This window comes from Parafrankia sp. FMc2, assembly GCF_041008525.1.
Lineage (GTDB): Bacteria > Actinomycetota > Actinomycetes > Frankiales > Frankiaceae > Parafrankia.
In genome coordinates, this window is sequence record NZ_JBFLUG010000024.1 from 38,381 (window position 1) to 55,183 (window position 16,803).

A 16,803-nucleotide genomic window follows, 5' to 3' on the forward strand; every position below is an offset into this window, starting at 1 on the left:
TACGATCGCGGCGTGCGGTACGTCAAGGGACACGGAACGGGCAACGACTTCGTCATCCTGCCGGACGCCGACGGTGATCTCGAGCTACCCGCCGCGTTGGTGCGGGCACTGTGTCACCGGGGCACCGGAATCGGCGCGGACGGTGTGCTGCGGGTGGTCCTCTCGGCGGCCGAGCCCGCAGCGGAGCAGTTCCGGGGCGAGGCCCGCTGGTTCATGGACTACCGCAACGCCGACGGCTCCGTCGCCGAGATGTGCGGCAACGGGATCCGGGTCTTCGCCCGCTATCTCGTGGATGCCGGCTACGAGGCCGCCGGCACCCTGCTCATCGCCACCCGGGCGGGTCTGCGCACCGTGGAGGTGCCACCGGCCGGGGATGTCAGCGTCGACATGGGGCCGCCCGAGTTCGCCCCCGGTCCGGTGCCGGTCACCGTCGTGGGCCGGGAGTTCGCCGCTGTGCCGGTTTCGATGGGCAACCCGCACGCGGTCTGCTTCGCCGACGACCTCGGGCCCGCCCAGTTGGCCGGCTTGGACCTGCGGGCGCCCGTCTACCCCGCCGAGATCTTCGCCGACGGTGTGAACGTCGAGGTCGTCGTGCCGACGCCGGGCGGGGTCGCGATGCGGGTGTTCGAGCGGGGCGTCGGCGAGACGGCCTCCTGCGGCACCGGCGCGTGCGCGGTCGCGGTCGCCTGGGCCGCCCGTCAGGGTGGCGGGCCGCCCGCCGAGGTCCAGGTCGACCTGCCCGGCGGGCGGCTGACCGTCGGCTGGGACGAACGGACGGTGGTCCTGCGCGGCCCGGCCGTGCTGGTGTCCGATGGTGTCCTGCGCCCCGAGTGGCTGCGGCTGGTGGCCGGGTCGCTGGGTGCCGATGCCGCCACCGCTGATCCCGCCGGCGCGGAGGCGGCCCCGTCGGCCGCCGGGCGGGCGGCGGCGGGGGTGTAGTCCGTCCCGGGACCCGTCCGACAAAGGGTTCGCGGTCACGGGCGCCTCGTGTCACTCTGGGGTTGTGGATGTTCCGCTGGCGGTCCGACGGGCCGCGGCGGAACCGGCTGCTCCGTCCCGTCCGGGACGGGCTGGAATGACACGGTCACCGGACCGCGTTGAGAACGGATGGTATGAGTCTTCCCGCTGACGCCGTGAGGGCGTCCACCCGGTACCTGCACCAGAGTTCCGACCGCGACGGCGACGGTGTGGTCGTTCTCGACGACACCCCCGACGGCTTCTCCTTCTTCGACGAGCAGGGCGACGGCTTCGACCTGGAGGAGCGCGGCGCGCTGCGCCGCGTCCCGGGCCTCACCACCGAGCTCGAGGACGTCTCCGAGGTCGAGTACCGCCAGCTCCGCCTGGAGCAGGTCGTGCTGATCGGCGTGTGGACGTCCGGTTCGCTGACCGAGGCCGAGGCGTCGATGACCGAGCTGGCCGCGTTGGCAACCACCGCGGGGTCGGAGGTTCTCGACGCGCTGGTCCAGCGCCGCGACCGGCCCGACGCGGCGACGTTCGTCGGCTCCGGCAAGGCCCGGGAGCTGGCGGAGATCGTCCAGGCGACCGGCGCGGACACGGTGATCTGCGACGGTGAGCTGACCCCGGGTCAGCTACGCCAGCTCGAAGAGGTCGTCAAGGTCAAGGTGATCGACCGGACGGCGCTCATTCTGGACATCTTCGCCCAGCACGCGACCTCCCGCGAGGGCAAGGCCCAGGTCGAGCTCGCGCAGCTCCAATACATGCTTCCGCGGCTGCGTGGCTGGGGTGAGTCGATGTCCCGGGCCGCCGCCAGCAGCGGTGGCCGCGCACCGATCGGAACCCGCGGGCCCGGCGAGACGAAGATCGAGACCGACCGTCGGCGGCTGCGCGCGCGCATCGCGAAACTGCGCCGCGAGCTGACCGGCATGGCCACCGTGCGGGCGACGAAGCGGTCGGCCCGTCGGCGCGGCGCGATCCCGTCGGTCGCGATCGCCGGCTACACCAACGCCGGGAAGTCCTCGCTGCTCAACCGGCTGACCGGAGCCGGCGTGCTGGTCGAGGACGCCCTGTTCGCCACCCTTGATCCGACCGTGCGACGGGCGACCCTGCCTGACGGGCGGGTGTTCACCCTGGCCGACACGGTCGGCTTCGTCCGGCACCTGCCGCACCAGATCGTCGAGGCCTTCCGCTCGACACTGGAGGAGGTCGTGGACGCCGAGCTCGTCCTGCACGTGGTGGACGGTGCGGCACCGGACCCGATGGGTCAGATCAACGCGGTCCGCGAAGTCCTCGCCGAGATCGATGCGGCCGGGGTGCCGGAGCTCATCGTGGTCAACAAGGTCGACGCGGTCGATCCGACCACGCTCGCGGTGCTGCGCCAGGCGGTGCCGGACGCCGTCTTCGTGTCGGCGCGCTCCGGGGCGGGCCTGGCGGACCTGGTCGAGGCGCTCTCGGCGCGGATCCCGCACCCGGAGGTCGAGATGTCGTTGCTGGTGCCCTACACCCGCGGCGACCTCGTCTCCCGCATCCACCGGGACGGCGAGGTGCTGAGTATCGAGCACACCGGCACGGGCACGGAGGTGGCCGCGCGAGTGCCGGTGGACCTGGCTGCCGAACTGGAGCCTTTCCGCGCCGAGGTACATGCCGTGGCCGGCTGACCGACCCCGGTAGCCCGGTGGCCGAGTGGCCTCGGCTGGCGGACTGCCCTTGGCTGGTGGAGTGCCCCTGGCTGGCGGAGTGCCCTCAGTCGCGGAGCCTGCGCCGCCCCGGGCATCCTCGCTCTCGCGAAGGTGCCCGGGCTGCGGCCCGGGGAGCCGTGCCGAACCGGGCGTAGCGGGCCCGGGAGGCCACTCAGGGGCACGGCCGGGGGTCCCGGCTCTCCGGGGGCCGCCCCCGCCCCGGGTGACTCAGACCCGGCGCATCACGGCGACGATCCGGCCCAGAATCGTCGCGTCCTCGGCCGGGATGTCAGAGAAGGCCGGGTTCTCCGGCGCCAGCCACACGCGGCCGTCGCGCTGCCGGAAGCGCTTGACGGTCGCCTCGCCGTCGATCATCGCGGCGACGATCTCGCCGTTGTCCGCCACCGGCTGCTGCCGCACGACGACGTAGTCGCCGTCGCAGATCGCGGCGTTGATCATCGACTGGCCCACCACCCTGAGCAGGAACAGCGTGCCCTCCCCGACGATCTCCTTCGGGAGCGGGAAGACGTCCTCGATGGCCTGCTCGGCAAGGATGGGCCCGCCGGCGGCGATTCGCCCCACCAGGGGGACGTAGGTCGGCGTGCCCCCCTCCACCGCCACGGCCCCGGTCTCCCCGCCGGGCCGGCCGGCGATGGCTGCGCGGGCTCGGGCGCCTGTCTTCTGCCCGCCGATCGGCAGCACCTCCATGGCCCGCGGGCGGTTCGGGTCGCGCCGCAGATAGCCCTTCTCCTGGAGCACCTTGAGCTGGTGCGCGACGCTGCTGGTGCTGGTCAGACCAACAGCCTCGCCGATCTCCCGGACGCTCGGGGGGTATCCGCGCCGCTCCACCGCGGTCCGGATAACCTCGAGAACCTTCTTCTGTCGCTGTGTGAGGCCCGAGGCGTCCGCGGGGCCGTCGGGAAGATCCCGGACGTTGCCGCGGGCTTCGCCTCGGCGGGTACCCCGTCCCTGGCTGGTCATCGCCTACCGCTCTCCCTGTCGATGCTTCCCCGCCGCGGGCCACCCCGACGGCGGTTTCTCCCTGGCCGGGTGGTCGGTGCCCCCGGCTCGTTGCGAGCCACCCGGTCGATCTCTCGTTTTGTCCTATTAGTAACTTCTGACCGGTTCGGCGTGGTTCTTTCGTGCCCGGTTCATCTCGCACGATCGTCCACAACTGATCGTCCTTGACGGTAGTCGGACGGTCGCCGAATCTCAAACGTCTGTTCGAGCGTGTCGGGGGAAGTGTGCGTGGCGGCCGTGTAAGAATCGCTCAGGCGTTCGATCGAACGTATGTTCGAGCCTGGGAGGTTGGCGTGGCCGACGGCAAGCGTGTGACCAGTGGCAGGGTGCCGGTCGGGTCGGGGTTTCGGAGATCCCGCGATCGCATGGCACGTCAGACCGCAGGTACGGGCGGCGCCGTCGCGACGGGGCGGGGAGTGCGCGGGTGCCGGGGCGCCGCGGTCGGCGGTGTCGCCGTCCGGGGCCGTGCGGTGCGGGGGATGGCGGCGCGTGGTGCCGACCGACGGCGCGCCAGCGGTGCGCGTCGCCAGCAGTGTCCCGGCCGTGGTCCTTCCGATGTGGCGGCAGTGACCGGCGGCGGCTCGGTGGGCGGCGCTGTCGACGCGGCCCGGAAGCCGCCGGCGTTGCCCGGGCAGCGGGAGGCCGCGGGGGCGCGGGTCATCGAGATGCCCGGGCTGGCCTGGCGGGCACTGGCCGTCGGGCATCCGGTGCGGGGGGCTGATCGGCGTCCTGTGCCGGGCGCGCCGGAGCGCCTCCCGGAGCTCTCGGAACAGTCCGGCCCACTGGCGGGCTGGGAGTACGCGAGCGGCCAGGAGGCCGACGAGGGCTACGGCGAACACCTCGGCAGATCTGCCCGGTGGCAGCACGAGGAGTGGTCGGGCTGGGAGGCGGCGGCCGACGAGGCGGGGCCGCTCGTTCCCCCGTGCCCGGCACGGCGCGGCGGGCAGCGATCCGCATCTGGACCGGGCGGGCGACTGCGGGGTCACGCCGGCCCGCGTGCACGGCCCCGACCGCGGCCGAGGCGCCGGTCGCAGCCACCACTGCGGCTGACCAGGCGGGGGCGGGTTGTCCTCGGGCTCCTGGCGAGCATGGTCCTCGGCGTGGCCTTCTCCGCGGTGCTGGTCACCTCGTCGCAGGCCTTCACCGGCACGCCGGTGGCCTACGAGACCCACCGGGTCCTGCCCGGGGAGACGCTCTGGGAGATCGCGCGCGGGATCGACCCCGATGCCGACACCCGCGAGGTCGTGGGTCAGCTCATGGCGCTGAACGGCCTTCCGACCGCGGCGCTCCTGCCGGGCCAGCGGCTTCGGCTGCCCTGAGCGCGCGCCTCGCCGCTGGCTGTGCCCGCCTGGGTCCTGGCTCGTGGATTCTGGACACGCCGATGGGGGCGGTGTCGGAACTGTCTGGGGTGTGCGCTACGGTTGACCACAACATCTTGTAGTTACAAAGCGGTAAGTCATCCACAGGTTGTGCACCGGTATCCACAGGTCCCTGAGCGGGCCCCCGTTGTCGGGCGGCTCGTCGAGGGCGGCGGCGACCAGCCGGAGGTGCTCCGCGCGCGGCCGTGCAGGTCCGCCGGAGTAGGAGAGGAACGAGCTGTGCGGTGTCCCTTCTGCAGGCATTCCGACAGCCGCGTCGTGGACAGCAGGGAGGCCGAGGAGGGCGCCGCCATCCGGCGGCGGAGATCGTGCTCGGCGTGTGGCCGCCGGTTCACCACGATGGAGGAGGCCTCATTGCGGGTGCGCAAGCGTAGCGGTGCCACCGAGCCGTTCAGTCGGGCGAAGGTGATCGTCGGCGTGCGTAAGGCCTGCCAGGGGCGGCCCGTCCGGTCGGACGACCTCGCTCTGCTCGCCGAACGGGTCGAGGAGACAGTGCGTGCCTCCGGCTCCGCCGAGGTGGCCGCGGAGGATGTCGGTCGGGCGATCCTGGGCCCGCTCCGGGAGCTCGACGAGGTCGCCTACCTGCGGTTCGCCTCCGTCTACCTGGCCTTCGAGTCGCTTGGCGACTTCGAGGATGCGATCGCGGCGCTGCGTGCTGACGCGAGCCAGGCGCCAGGCCCCCGCGGAGAGCGCCCCGCGGCGGCTGCCCTGAGCACCGCCGCGGCGGCCGACCAGAACACCGCGGTGCCCGCCGGCCGGCCGCGCCTGCCGACGGCGTCCGCCCTCCAGGCGGCCTCCGGCCCCTGAACCGTCACCGCCAGCCGTCGCTGGCACCGACCCGGCGTCGGTGCCAGCGACGGCTGGCGGTGAGAACCCGGCTGCCGGGGCCAGACCTGGGCCTGGGCCCGGCAGCGGCGCGTGGTGACTCGCAGATGAGGGCGGCCCGCCGCGCGCATCGGTTCCGCGAACCCGAGCCGATGACTGACCGAGGCTCGCGCGGGCTGGCTTTCCATGGCCAGCGCGTAGCAGCCCGTGGGCCCGCTCCCGCCAGGTGGTCGGGGTCCCTGTGCCTCTCCGGCGGCGAGGTGGATCCGTGACGCTCCACCGGCCAGGGAGCAACCCACGGCGGGCGTATCACTGACGTCATACCCGCCCCGCCGTGTCCCCGCGTCACCACGACCACGTCCGCCAGTTACTGCCACAGATCCCACGAGTGCATCCAGCCGATCGGCGACCAGGCTGATCCGGCTGTTCCGCTGTGCCTTCCTGCCCGTTCGGAGCGGATCCGACCGCGCCCGGACGGGGCAGGTAGGCACCGCGGCCACTGTTGAACCTGTTCGAGAGCGAAGACGAGGAGTGCCATGACCGAGACCCGCGGCAAGGGGAGCAGGTCGGCTGCGAAGGTGGCCGGGCTGAAGATCCGGCGGGTTCGCACCACGCCGGGCGTCCACCCCTACGACGAGGTCGAGTGGGAGTCCCGGGACGTCGTCATGACGAACTGGCGGGACGGTTCGGTCAACTTCGAGCAGCGCGGGGTCGAGTTCCCGGTCGCCTGGTCGGTCAACGCGTCCAACATCGTGGCCAGCAAGTACTTCCGCGGCGCGGTCGGCACGCCCGAGCGGGAGTCGTCGCTGCGCCAGCTCATCGACCGGGTCGTGCACCGCTACGGCATGGCTGGCCGCGAGCACGGGTACTTCGTGTCGGAGAACGACGCGGAGATCTTCGAGCACGAGCTGACCTGGATGCTGCTGCACCAGGTCTTCAGCTTCAACTCCCCGGTCTGGTTCAACGTGGGGACCCCGGCGCCGCAGCAGGTCTCGGCCTGTTTCATCCTTGCGGTCGACGACACGATGGAGTCGATTCTCAACTGGTACCGCGAAGAGGGGCTGATCTTCAAGGGTGGGTCCGGCGCGGGTCTCAACCTGTCCCGCATCCGCTCGTCGAAGGAGCTGCTCTCCTCCGGCGGGACGGCGTCCGGCCCGGTCAGCTTCATGCGCGGCGCCGACGCGTCGGCGGGGACGATCAAGTCCGGTGGCGCGACCCGCCGGGCCGCGAAGATGGTCGTCCTCGACGTCGACCACCCCGACATCGTCGAGTTCGTCGAGACGAAGGCACGGGAGGAGGACAAGATCCGCGCGCTGCGCGACGCCGGCTTCGACATGGACCTCGGCGGGCGTGACATCGCCTCGGTGCAGTACCAGAACGCCAACAACTCGGTGCGGGTCAACGACGAGTTCATGCGCGCCGTCGTCGACGGGACGTCCTTCGACCTGCGGGCCCGCCTCGACAACCGGGTGATCGAGTCGGTGGACGCCCGTGGGCTGTTCACCACGATCGCCAAGGCGGCCTGGGAGTGCGCCGATCCGGGTATCCAGTACGACGGCACGATCAACGACTGGCACACCTGCCCGGAGTCCGGCCGGATCTCGGCGTCGAACCCGTGCTCGGAGTACGTCCACCTCGACAACTCCAGCTGCAACCTGGCCTCGCTGAACCTGATGAAGTTCCTGCGGCCGGACCGCACCTTCGACGCTGAGGCGTTCGTCTCCGCGGTCGAGCTGATCATCACCGCGATGGACATCTCCATCTGCTTCGCGGACTTCCCGACGCCCGAGATCACCGCGGTGACCCGGGCCTACCGCCAGCTCGGCATCGGCTACGCCAACCTGGGCGCGCTGCTCATGGCGAGCGCCCGGGCCTACGACTCCGAGGGCGGGCGCGCCCTCGCCGCGGCGATCACCTCGTTGATGACGGCGACCGCCTACCGCCGCTCGGCCGAGCTCGCCGGCACCGTCGGCGCCTACGAGGGCTTCGCCCGCAACGCCGACGCGCACCGCCGTGTCGTGCGCAAGCACAGCGCGGCGAACGACTCCGTGCGGCCCGTTCACTCCGAGGACGCCCGGCTGATCGCCGCCGCCTCGCGGGAGTGGGAGCGGGCGCTGGCGGTGGGGGAGAAGAACGGCTGGCGCAACGCCCAGGTCAGCCTGCTGGCCCCGACCGGGACGATCGGGCTGGCGATGGACTGCGACACCACCGGCATCGAGCCGGACCTCGCCCTGGTCAAGATGAAGAAGCTGGTCGGCGGCGCCAGCATGAAGATCGTGAACCAGACCGTCCCGGCGGCGCTGCGGGCGTTGGGCTACCCGGAGGAGACGATCGAGGCGATCGTCGAGTACATCGCCGAGCACGGGCACGTCATCGACGCACCCGGCCTGCGCCCGGAGCACTACGAGGTCTTCGACTGCGCGATCGGTGACCGCGCGATCAGCCCGATGGGGCACGTCCGGATGATGGCGGCGGTCCAGCCGTTCCTCTCGGGCGCGATCTCGAAGACGGTGAACATGCCGGCCACCGCCACGATCGCCGATGTCGAGGAGATCTACCTGGAGGGCTGGCGCCTTGGCCTGAAGGCGTTGGCGATCTACCGGGACAACTGCAAGGTCGGCCAGCCGCTGACCGACGTCAGGGGCGCGAAGCGGGACGCCGACGCGGCCGAGGCCCTCGCCGCGGCCAGCACCGCGGCGGCGGCCACCGCCGGCACCGCACCAGGCACCGCGCTCGGCATCGCCGCCGGCGCCGGTGCCGCCGGCCTGGCGCCCGGAGTTCCGCACTGGCCGGCCGGGCCGGGTGAGCACCGTCCGGTGCGGCGCCGGCTGCCCAAGAAGCGCCCGTCGCAGACCGTCTCGTTCAGCGTCGGCGGCGCCGAGGGCTACATGACCGCGGGCTCCTACCCCGATGACGGCCTCGGCGAGGTCTTCATCAAGATGTCGAAGCAGGGATCGACACTCGCCGGGGTGATGGACGCCTTCTCCATCGCGATCTCCATCGCGCTGCAGTACGGGGTCCCGCTGGAGGCCTACGTCAGCAAGTTCATCAACATGCGGTTCGACCCCGCGGGCATGACCGACGACCCGGACGTTCGGATCGCTCAGTCGATCATGGATTACCTGTTCCGCCGGCTGGCTCTGGACTACCTCAGCGAGGAGCAGCGCGAGGAGCTGGGCATCCTGTCCGCCTCCGAGCGCACGAGGCGGCTGTCGGACCAGCCCGCCGCACCGGTCGAGCCGGAGATCGACATCGACGCGCTGCGGACGTCCGCGCCGGTGGAGGGTGCTCCGGCGGGAGCGGGCGCACCGGCCGCCGCCGTCGGTGCCGGCGCGGTGCCGGCCGAGCCGGCACCGTCAGCCGGCGTCGAGGCCCTTGCCGGACCGACTGCCGGTGGTGGGCCGGAACTGGTGGTGCGCGAGCTGCGAGCCACCATGCCGGGCGGCTCGCTCACCGCGCAGACGGTGGTCGACGCGCCGCTGTGCTTCACCTGCGGCGTGAACATGCGGCCGGCGGGGAGCTGCTACGTCTGCGAGCAGTGCGGTTCGACCAGCGGCTGCAGCTGACACCGCACGTCGCGGCACAGGTGATCTTCCCGGGTGGGCGCGTTCCCGCGCCTGCCCGGGAGATCGGCCGGGTCAGCGTGGGGGGTGGGTGGCGAGGATGTCGACGAGCAGGGCCGCCGTCCAGGAGAAGCGGTTGCTGCCGGCGCCCGAACCGTCCAGCGGGGAGTAGTACTCGAACATCGAGCCGGACGAGCGGATCACGTCGACGGTGTTCCGGCGGATGGCGTCGGCGGCCTCGCGGCGGCCGTAGCGGTCCAGCCCGTCGGCGATCAGCCAGTTCATGTTGACCCAGACCGGGCCCTGCCAGTAGCAGCGGGGCAGGAAGGCGGGGTCGTCGGTCGGCACACTGGCGATGCCGTACTTCGCCCAGTACCGCGGCGACATGAGCTGCTCGACCATGCCGTCGACCTCGCTGTCCGGCACGACGCCGGCGTACAGCGGAAGGAAACTGGCGATCGTGGGGTGAGGCAGCAGGCCGCCGGTGCGGAAGTCGCGGCTGAGGTAGAGACCATCCGACCACAGATCGTTCATCGCGGCCCGGGTTCGCCGCATCGACCGGGCCAGCCAGCGCGGCACCGGGAAGCCGGCCTCCTCGGCGATCGTCACGAGGTGCTCGTTCGCGCGGATGAGGATGGCGTTGAAGGCGACGTCCTGCACCAGCGGGACGAAGGTGTTCCGGATGGTCCGGAACTCGTACCGGCTGCGCCGCAGCTCGCGGACGATCCGGTAGAGGGTGAACAGGTCCGCGGAGGTCAGCCGCTCGTCCGGCGGAACCTCCTTGGAGTCACGGCGCAGCGCGTCGAGCGCGTCGTCGCTGTTGATCCGGCGCAGCGCCCGCACCGTGCGCGGCGCCACCGGCTTGGTCATCTCCATCCAGGTGGGCGTGTTGTCCATCCCGGACTCCCACGAGTGCACCAGCGTGACCAGCCCGGTGTCGTCCGGGTCGCGCTCGCGGTAGAGCCACTCGTGGAACCGCATCAGTCCCGGCACGAGCCGTCGGTAGAAGGTGACCCGCTCGTCGCGGCTCATGGCCTCGCCGACCCGGACCGCCGCCTCCGCGATCATCGGCGGCTGGGTGACGCCGGTCGACTGGACTCCGCCGGCGGTGGTGCACACCCGGTCGCACCGCCAGCGCTGCGGGCCCGCGTGGTAGTAGTCGGACGTCTCCGCGAAGATGACGTGCGGGATCATGCCACCGGGCCACTGCCCCCGAAGCAGGGAGAGCAGTTCGGCCGCGGCCCGTGCCGGGTCGAGGTGGCGCAGTCCGATCGCGATGAAGCAGCTGTCCCACAGCCACTGGTGCGGGTAGAGCGTGGGCGACGGGCGAGTGATGTCCCCGAGGTCGTTCGCGCGCAGGACCCCGATGGCCGTCTCGCGCAGCGCTGCCAGGTCGGCGGGCAGCGCGACCTCCCCGGCGGGCGGCGCCACCGTGGTGCCAGCACCGGCCCCGGTCGCACCCGGCGTGGCGGGTGTCACATCGGGCGGGTCGGCGGGGGCCGGTATGCCGGCGGGCACAGCGGTGCCGATGCCGGCGGCGGCCCCGCGTGACCGGTTGGTGCCTGTCGCCGGCACCGGAGGGGGACCGGCGGCCGAGCCGGTCGGCGTCCCCGGCGGCGCCGCGGCAGGGGTGGCATCACGCGCGACGGGCGGCATGATCGGGCTGGACGAGGACGGCGCGGGCATCGGGGAAACCGACATCGTGAGAGAGTAGCGGTTACACGCCGTGCTCGCCTGGCGGGGGCCGCCGGTGTGGTCCGCCCCACGCAAGATGATTGCGCCTGAGCTACGGGTGCGTTGCGACACGTTTGTCGTCCCCCCTGCCACGCAGGGAAAAGTCCGGTTCGGTGGTCATGCGTGATGTCACGGCGCGGCCCGCGGAGCCCGCCGGAGGTGGGGGTGGCCGGTGGGGCCAGGGCGCCGCAACCCGGCAGATCAACTACCTAGAGTGACGACCGGGTGGTTGGTGTGGAGGTCTCCTCGGAGTTGGCCCCTGGGCGGCGTCCGGTGTGCGGCCGGAGTCGGCTGCTCGGCGGGATCCCGACGGGACGCCCCGGGCGCGATGCTGCGAACGCCTTTCCGTGGGCCCGGCGTGGACTCGTGGCGCGGGAGTGTGAGGGGCGGCCCGGCTGGTGCGCGTCGCGCCGGCACCGCTTTCCGAAGTCGCGCAGTGGTGTCGAGGCGGCTGACTGTGGGCCCGCTCACGCGTCCGGAGTCCCTGCTGGGCCCACAGTGGTCTCCACGTGAGCTCTTCGTGGTGCGTGTCACAGTGCTGAACCCGTTTCGCGCGGGCATGCGGGCCCGCATGGCGGGTACCAGACCGGCGGGAACGCCGTTGCGGCGTCCCCTGCCTGCTCGGGGCGCATCCGAATCGAGGCGGCTGTGCGACGGCCTTCGGTTGCGCACCCTCGCCGAAGAGCCGGGAAGGTGACGCCGATCTCTGGATCGAACTCCCTAAAGTGTCATGGTGGCGACTCTCCGCTGTGAAATGTCACTGATAGTCGAGGGACCACCGTGGGAGCCGCCGAGATAGTTGCTCGTTCCCGCCACAGCACGCGATCTGCCAGGTAGTCTTCGCGACAGCGGGTTCAGCGTCCCGAAGGCAGGGGTCTACACTTCTCAGTAGGCCCGGCGATCGCTGACGTCCGGCTGTGCCTGCACGGGAATGGTTACGCCTCTTCGGTCGTTACCTCCACGTGCAAGGAAGTAGACGACCCACCCGCACCGACCATCGGATCTGCCACTGATGACGCTGCCTGCCCTTGAACTAGCCGAGCGCACCGACGAGTCACGCCCGCGTCCGCGGCGTACCCGTCGCTCCGCTTCTCCTGCCCGTAACACTCCGAGCCGCACGCTGGCTGCGGTTCCCGACGAGCTTGACGAGCTCGACGTCTCCGCGGTCGCGGAGCTCATCGCCCGCGGCCGCGAGACCGGTGAGCTCAGCCGCGCCGAGCTCCGTGAGGCCCTTGAGGCCGCGGACATCGGCGTGGAGCTGCTGCCCGCGCTGATCAGTCGGCTGAGCGCCGCCGGCATCGACCTCGTCGAGGAAGAGGATGTCGAGCGCCCCGGGGCCGGTGCCGCACCGACCCGCACCGTCGCCGACCACGCCGGTACGGCGGACCTCGTCCGCATGTACCTGCGCGAGATCGGCAAGGTGCCGCTGCTCAACGCCGCCCAGGAGGTCGAGCTCTCCAAGCGGGTCGAGGCTGGTCTGTTCGCCGAGCACAAGCTCGACACGGACCAGAACCTGCCCGAGGAGCTCCGCCGCGACCTGGGTCGGCTCGTCGCCGACGGCCAGGCTGCCAAGCAGCAGCTGGTCTCCGCCAACCTGCGCCTCGTGGTGTCGGTGGCGAAGAAGTACAGCGGCCGCGGCATGACCCTGCTGGACCTCGTCCAGGAGGGGAACCTGGGCCTCATCCGCGCGGTCGAGAAGTTCGACTACGCGAAGGGCTACAAGTTCTCGACCTACGCCACCTGGTGGATCCGCCAGGCCATCGGCCGCGCGCTGGCCGACCAGGCCCGGACGATCCGCATCCCGGTGCACGTGGTCGAGCAGATCAACAAGATCACCCGGCTGCAGCGCCAGCTCGTCTCGACCCTCGGCCGCGAGCCGACGGACGAGGAGCTCGCGTTCGAGCTGGACATGCCGATCGAGCAGGTCGTCGAGCTGCGCCGCTACGCGCAGGACACGGTGAGCCTGGAGACGTCCGTCGGCGACGATGGCGACTCCGTGCTCGGCGACTTCATCGAGGACTCCGACGCGACCTCCCCGGCCGACGCCGCCTCCTACGGCGCGATGCAGGATGAGATCGACAACGTCCTCGGCGCGCTGAACCCGCGTGAGCGCGAGGTGATGCGGCTGCGCTTCGGGCTCGCCGACGGCAAGCAGCACACGCTTGCCGAGGTGGGTAACCGACTCGGCCTGACCCGTGAGCGCATCCGTCAGATCGAGCGCGACACGCTGAGGGAGCTGCGCAAGCCCGCCGTTGCCGGCAGGCTGCGCGAGTTCCTCGACTGAGGATCGGTCGTCTGGGACGAGGTCGTCTGGTGGGCGGCGGCAACGCGGGCCGGCGCCCACAGCAGGCCGGAGCAGGGGCAGCCGCGCCGCTCCGGTAAAGGGTGGTGGGAAGCCGGATCCTCGCTGAGGCGAGGATCCGGCTCTTCCATTTCCCGCGGCCTCGCGGCCTCGCGGCCTCCCACGGCTCCCCACGTTCTGTGGTCTCGCGAGACCCCCTCCCCGGACGGCGGGTCAGGGCGGGTCAGCCCGGACAGGCGGGTCAGGGCGCGGGGCGCAGTCCGGACGGGATGAGCGCCGGGAAGGCGACGTCCCCGACGGCGAAAGCGCCGGCAGCGGTCGCCCGGGCCCATTCACGCTGCCACCACCAGCCGGGAAAGCGGCCCAGCCGGGTCTGGTAGAGCCACGCGCCTGTCGGGTCCCCCCAGACGAACACGGGCATCGACGGCAGCGGTGCCGTCACGACGAGCTCGCCGCCGGTGTCCGCCCGGTCGGTGACCCGTACCGCGCAACCCAGCGCCGGCCCGGCCTCGCCGGCCCTTACCGGCTCCGTCGGCAGCGCCAGAATCAGCGCCGTACCGAGTTCAACGCTGCCACTCATGGCTGTGAAGGCCACTGACGGGCTCACCGCCTCGTACACCCACGCCGCCGCGTCGGGAGCGAACGGGGCTCCGAACGCTCCGACCGTCCGCAGCAGGGAGAGGTCCGCGAGGGCCGCCGGCACGAGCCCGCTGTCCCGGCAGGCCTCCACGAACGCCGCGGCCAGCCCCAGGCAGGTCACCTCGATCGCTTCGGTGAGCCGCCACAGGATCGACAGGTCCGGATGGGCCGGACTGCCGTCGTACAGGACGATCGTCGTGCCCGTGAGCAGCCCGGAGACCAGGTAGTGCCACATCACCTCGCCCGTGGTGGCCTGCCAGCACAGGCGGTCGGCCGGCCCCAGGTCCAGGTGCATGGCCAGCGATTTCAGGTGCTCCAGCAGGATGCCGCCGTGCCCGTGGACGACCGGCCGCGGCTGGCTGCCGGCTTCGGCGGTGAAGAGGATCCACAGCGGCGCGTCGAACGGCAGCCGGGCGAAGACCAGCTCCTCCTCGACGGCGAGCAGATCATCCCAGGACCGCAGCGCGGGCACCCCGGCCCCGGCCGCCCGGCCGAGCGCGTCGGAGGTCAGATAGGGGATCACGACCGTCGCCGCCAGGTTGGGTAGCCGTCGGCCGAGGTGCGCCAGCGGTTCCAGGGAGTCGAAGACCTGGCCACCACGGGTGTACCCGTCGACGCCGATCAGCACCCGCGGGGTGATCGGGGCGAACCGGTCGGCGAGCCCCTCGGGCGCCGCGTCCGGCGGGCAGGAGGCCCAGACCGCCCCGAGACTGGCCGTGGCCAGCATCGCGATCACCGCGTGCGCCGTGTTCGGTACCACCGCGGCGACCCGGTCGCCGGGTCCGACGCCGAGCCGGCGCAGTCCGGCGGCGGCGCGGGCGACCTGCCGGCGCAGGTCGTCCCAGCTGACCACGGCGGTCGCCCCGTCCTCGCGGACGGCGATGATGCCCGGTGCGGCGCCGTGGCGGGTGAGCGCGTTCTCCGCGTAGTTGACGCGCGCGGTGGGGAACCAGCGGGTGCCGGTCATCCCCGCGCCGGTCAGCGGTGGGCCGTCCCCGCGGTCACCTTCGACGGCGCAGAACTCCCAGAGCAGGTCCCAGAAGCGGCCGGGTTCGGTGACCGACCAGTCCTGGAGCGCCGCCGATCCGGCGAGGCGCAGCCCGTGCTCCTCTGCCAGCCATCCGCGGAACCGGGTCACGGACGCCTCGGCAACCCGCCGCGCCGGCGGCTCCCACAGCACGGCGCCGACCGGGGTCCTCGACGCCGTGCCGGGAACCGGCCGGCGACCGCGTGGTTCGTCGTGTTCTGGTCCTTCGTCTCCCGCCACGTGATCTGACCCTAATGTGTCGCGTTTCGCCATCCGTCCGCCGCGTCGTCGCTCCGGACAGCGATGGGAGTTACCGTCTTGTCGTGTGAGCGGGTCCGTGAACGCAGAGCCGGCGCAACCGCGAGACACCGGATCCCGGCCGCGGTCGCCGGTCGGCGGTGCGGACGACCACACGCTGCTGGTCTGGGACCCGGCGATGCTCGACTACGACTTCGGGCCGAGCCACCCGCTGCATCCCGTCCGGCTCGCGCTGACCATGGATCTTGCCGGCGCGGCCGGCCTGCTCGACCGCCCCGGGCTCACGGTGTCGTCCGCGGCGCTGGCGTCCGACGACCTGATCGAGCTCGTCCACGACCCCGCCTATCTGCGGGCCGTCCGGCAGGCGTCGCCGGGCTCGGCGACCGGCGCCCGGCTGGCCGCGAGGTTCGGCCTCGGCTCCTCGGACAACCCCGTCTTCGACCGGATGCACGCCGCCGCCGCGCTCGTCACCGGTGGCACGCTGGCCGCCGCGCGGGCCGTGTGGGAGGGCACCCACCGGCATGCGGTGGCGATCGCCGGCGGCCTGCATCACGCCATGCGCGGCACGGCGAGCGGGTTCTGCGTCTACAACGACCCGGCAGTCGCCATCGCCTGGCTGCTGTCGGCGGGCGCCAGCAGGGTCGCCTATATCGATGTGGATGTCCACCACGGTGACGGCGTCCAGGCGGCCTTCTACGACGATCCGCGGGTTCTGACGATCTCGTTGCACCAGAGCGGGCGCACCCTGTTCCCCGGCACCGGCTTCCCCGACGAGGTCGGGGTGGGTGACGCCGAGGGCACGGCGGTCAACGTGGCGCTCCCGCCGCGGACGGACGACGCCGGCTGGCTGCGGGCGTTCTCCGGTGTGGTGCCGGTGCTGCTGCGTTCGTTCCGGCCGCAGGTCCTTGTCACCCAGCACGGGTGCGACACGCATGCCCTCGACCCGCTGGCGGATCTGCGGCTGTCGCTGGAGGGGCAGACCGCCTCGTACGCGGCGCTGCACACACTGGCGCACGAGGTGTGCGGCGGCCGGTGGCTGGCCTGCGGGGGAGGCGGGTACGCGCTGGACGCCGTCGTCCCGCGGGCCTGGACCCAGCTGCTCGCGATCGCCACCCACGCCCCGCTGGACCCGGCCCGGCCGCTGCCGTCGGACTGGGCCGCCGGCGCGCCGGCGAAGGTGCGGGCCGCGACCGGCCACGACTCGGTCGGCGCGGCCGGGATGCCGGCCGCCTTCGGGGACGGTGCCTCGGCGCGCCACCACCCGTGGGACGCGGGCGAGGGCGACGCCGACGACCCCGTCGACCGGGCGGTCGCCGCCACCCGCCGCGCGGTGCTCCCCCTGCACGGCCTCGACCCCCTCCAGGACCGGTGAGCCGCCCCGGTCCCGACGCCGCGTCGGCACCGGTTGCAGGACGGGCAC

The 16,803-nt window shown here is 72.3% G+C and carries 10 protein-coding genes; 7 read left to right on the forward strand and 3 right to left on the reverse strand.

Translation table 11 applies throughout. From position 1 onward, the window contains the following. Positions 1 to 12 precede the first annotated feature (12 nt). Together dapF and hflX are read left to right on the forward strand one after the other, a co-directional pair. Entirely contained in the window at positions 13 to 939 is a 927-nt protein-coding gene (gene dapF, locus AB1460_RS11420) for a diaminopimelate epimerase (protein WP_368960956.1), read from the forward strand. Between the two features lie 173 nt (positions 940 to 1,112). Beyond that, on the forward strand, positions 1,113 to 2,615 hold the full coding sequence (gene hflX, locus AB1460_RS11425) for a GTPase HflX (protein ID WP_368960958.1): 1,503 nt from the start codon (positions 1,113 to 1,115) through the stop codon (positions 2,613 to 2,615). 249 nt (positions 2,616 to 2,864) lie between these two features. Here hflX and lexA read toward each other — a convergent pair whose 3' ends face one another. Beyond that, positions 2,865 to 3,617: a transcriptional repressor LexA gene (gene lexA / locus AB1460_RS11430; RefSeq protein WP_368960960.1), complete on the reverse strand. Its 753-nt coding sequence runs from the start codon at positions 3,615 to 3,617 to the stop codon at positions 2,865 to 2,867. A gap of 605 nt (positions 3,618 to 4,222) precedes the next feature. On the opposite strand from lexA, the gene AB1460_RS11435 reads away from it, so the two are divergent. From AB1460_RS11435 to AB1460_RS11445, 3 genes are all read left to right on the forward strand, one after another. Continuing rightward, complete coding sequence (locus tag AB1460_RS11435) at positions 4,223 to 4,975, forward strand: LysM peptidoglycan-binding domain-containing protein (RefSeq protein ID WP_368960962.1); 753 nt, start codon at positions 4,223 to 4,225, stop codon at positions 4,973 to 4,975. 279 nt (positions 4,976 to 5,254) lie between these two features. Beyond that, complete coding sequence (gene nrdR, locus AB1460_RS11440; protein WP_368960964.1) at positions 5,255 to 5,842, forward strand: transcriptional regulator NrdR; 588 nt, start codon at positions 5,255 to 5,257, stop codon at positions 5,840 to 5,842. A 554-nt stretch (positions 5,843 to 6,396) separates the two neighbouring features. After that, on the forward strand, positions 6,397 to 9,426 hold the full coding sequence (locus AB1460_RS11445) for a vitamin B12-dependent ribonucleotide reductase (protein ID WP_368960966.1): 3,030 nt from the start codon (positions 6,397 to 6,399) through the stop codon (positions 9,424 to 9,426). Positions 9,427 to 9,498: 72 nt separating this feature from the next. Here AB1460_RS11445 and AB1460_RS11450 read toward each other — a convergent pair whose 3' ends face one another. Next, positions 9,499 to 11,109, reverse strand: a complete 1,611-nt coding sequence (locus tag AB1460_RS11450) for an amylo-alpha-1,6-glucosidase (RefSeq protein ID WP_368960968.1) — start codon at positions 11,107 to 11,109, stop codon at positions 9,499 to 9,501. Between the two features lie 1,060 nt (positions 11,110 to 12,169). Between AB1460_RS11450 and AB1460_RS11455 the strand changes: the two genes are divergently transcribed. Next, a complete protein-coding gene (locus AB1460_RS11455) occupies positions 12,170 to 13,441 on the forward strand; it encodes an RNA polymerase sigma factor (RefSeq protein WP_018636861.1) in 1,272 nt (423 codons plus the stop codon). A gap of 259 nt (positions 13,442 to 13,700) precedes the next feature. Here AB1460_RS11455 and AB1460_RS11460 read toward each other — a convergent pair whose 3' ends face one another. After that, positions 13,701 to 15,365 (reverse strand): AMP-binding protein, encoded by a 1,665-nt coding sequence (locus AB1460_RS11460; protein WP_420497256.1) that lies wholly within the window; start codon positions 15,363 to 15,365, stop codon positions 13,701 to 13,703. 97 nt (positions 15,366 to 15,462) lie between these two features. On the opposite strand from AB1460_RS11460, the gene AB1460_RS11465 reads away from it, so the two are divergent. Then, positions 15,463 to 16,755 (forward strand): acetoin utilization protein AcuC, encoded by a 1,293-nt coding sequence (locus tag AB1460_RS11465; RefSeq protein WP_420497257.1) that lies wholly within the window; start codon positions 15,463 to 15,465, stop codon positions 16,753 to 16,755. Positions 16,756 to 16,803: the final 48 nt, after the last annotated feature.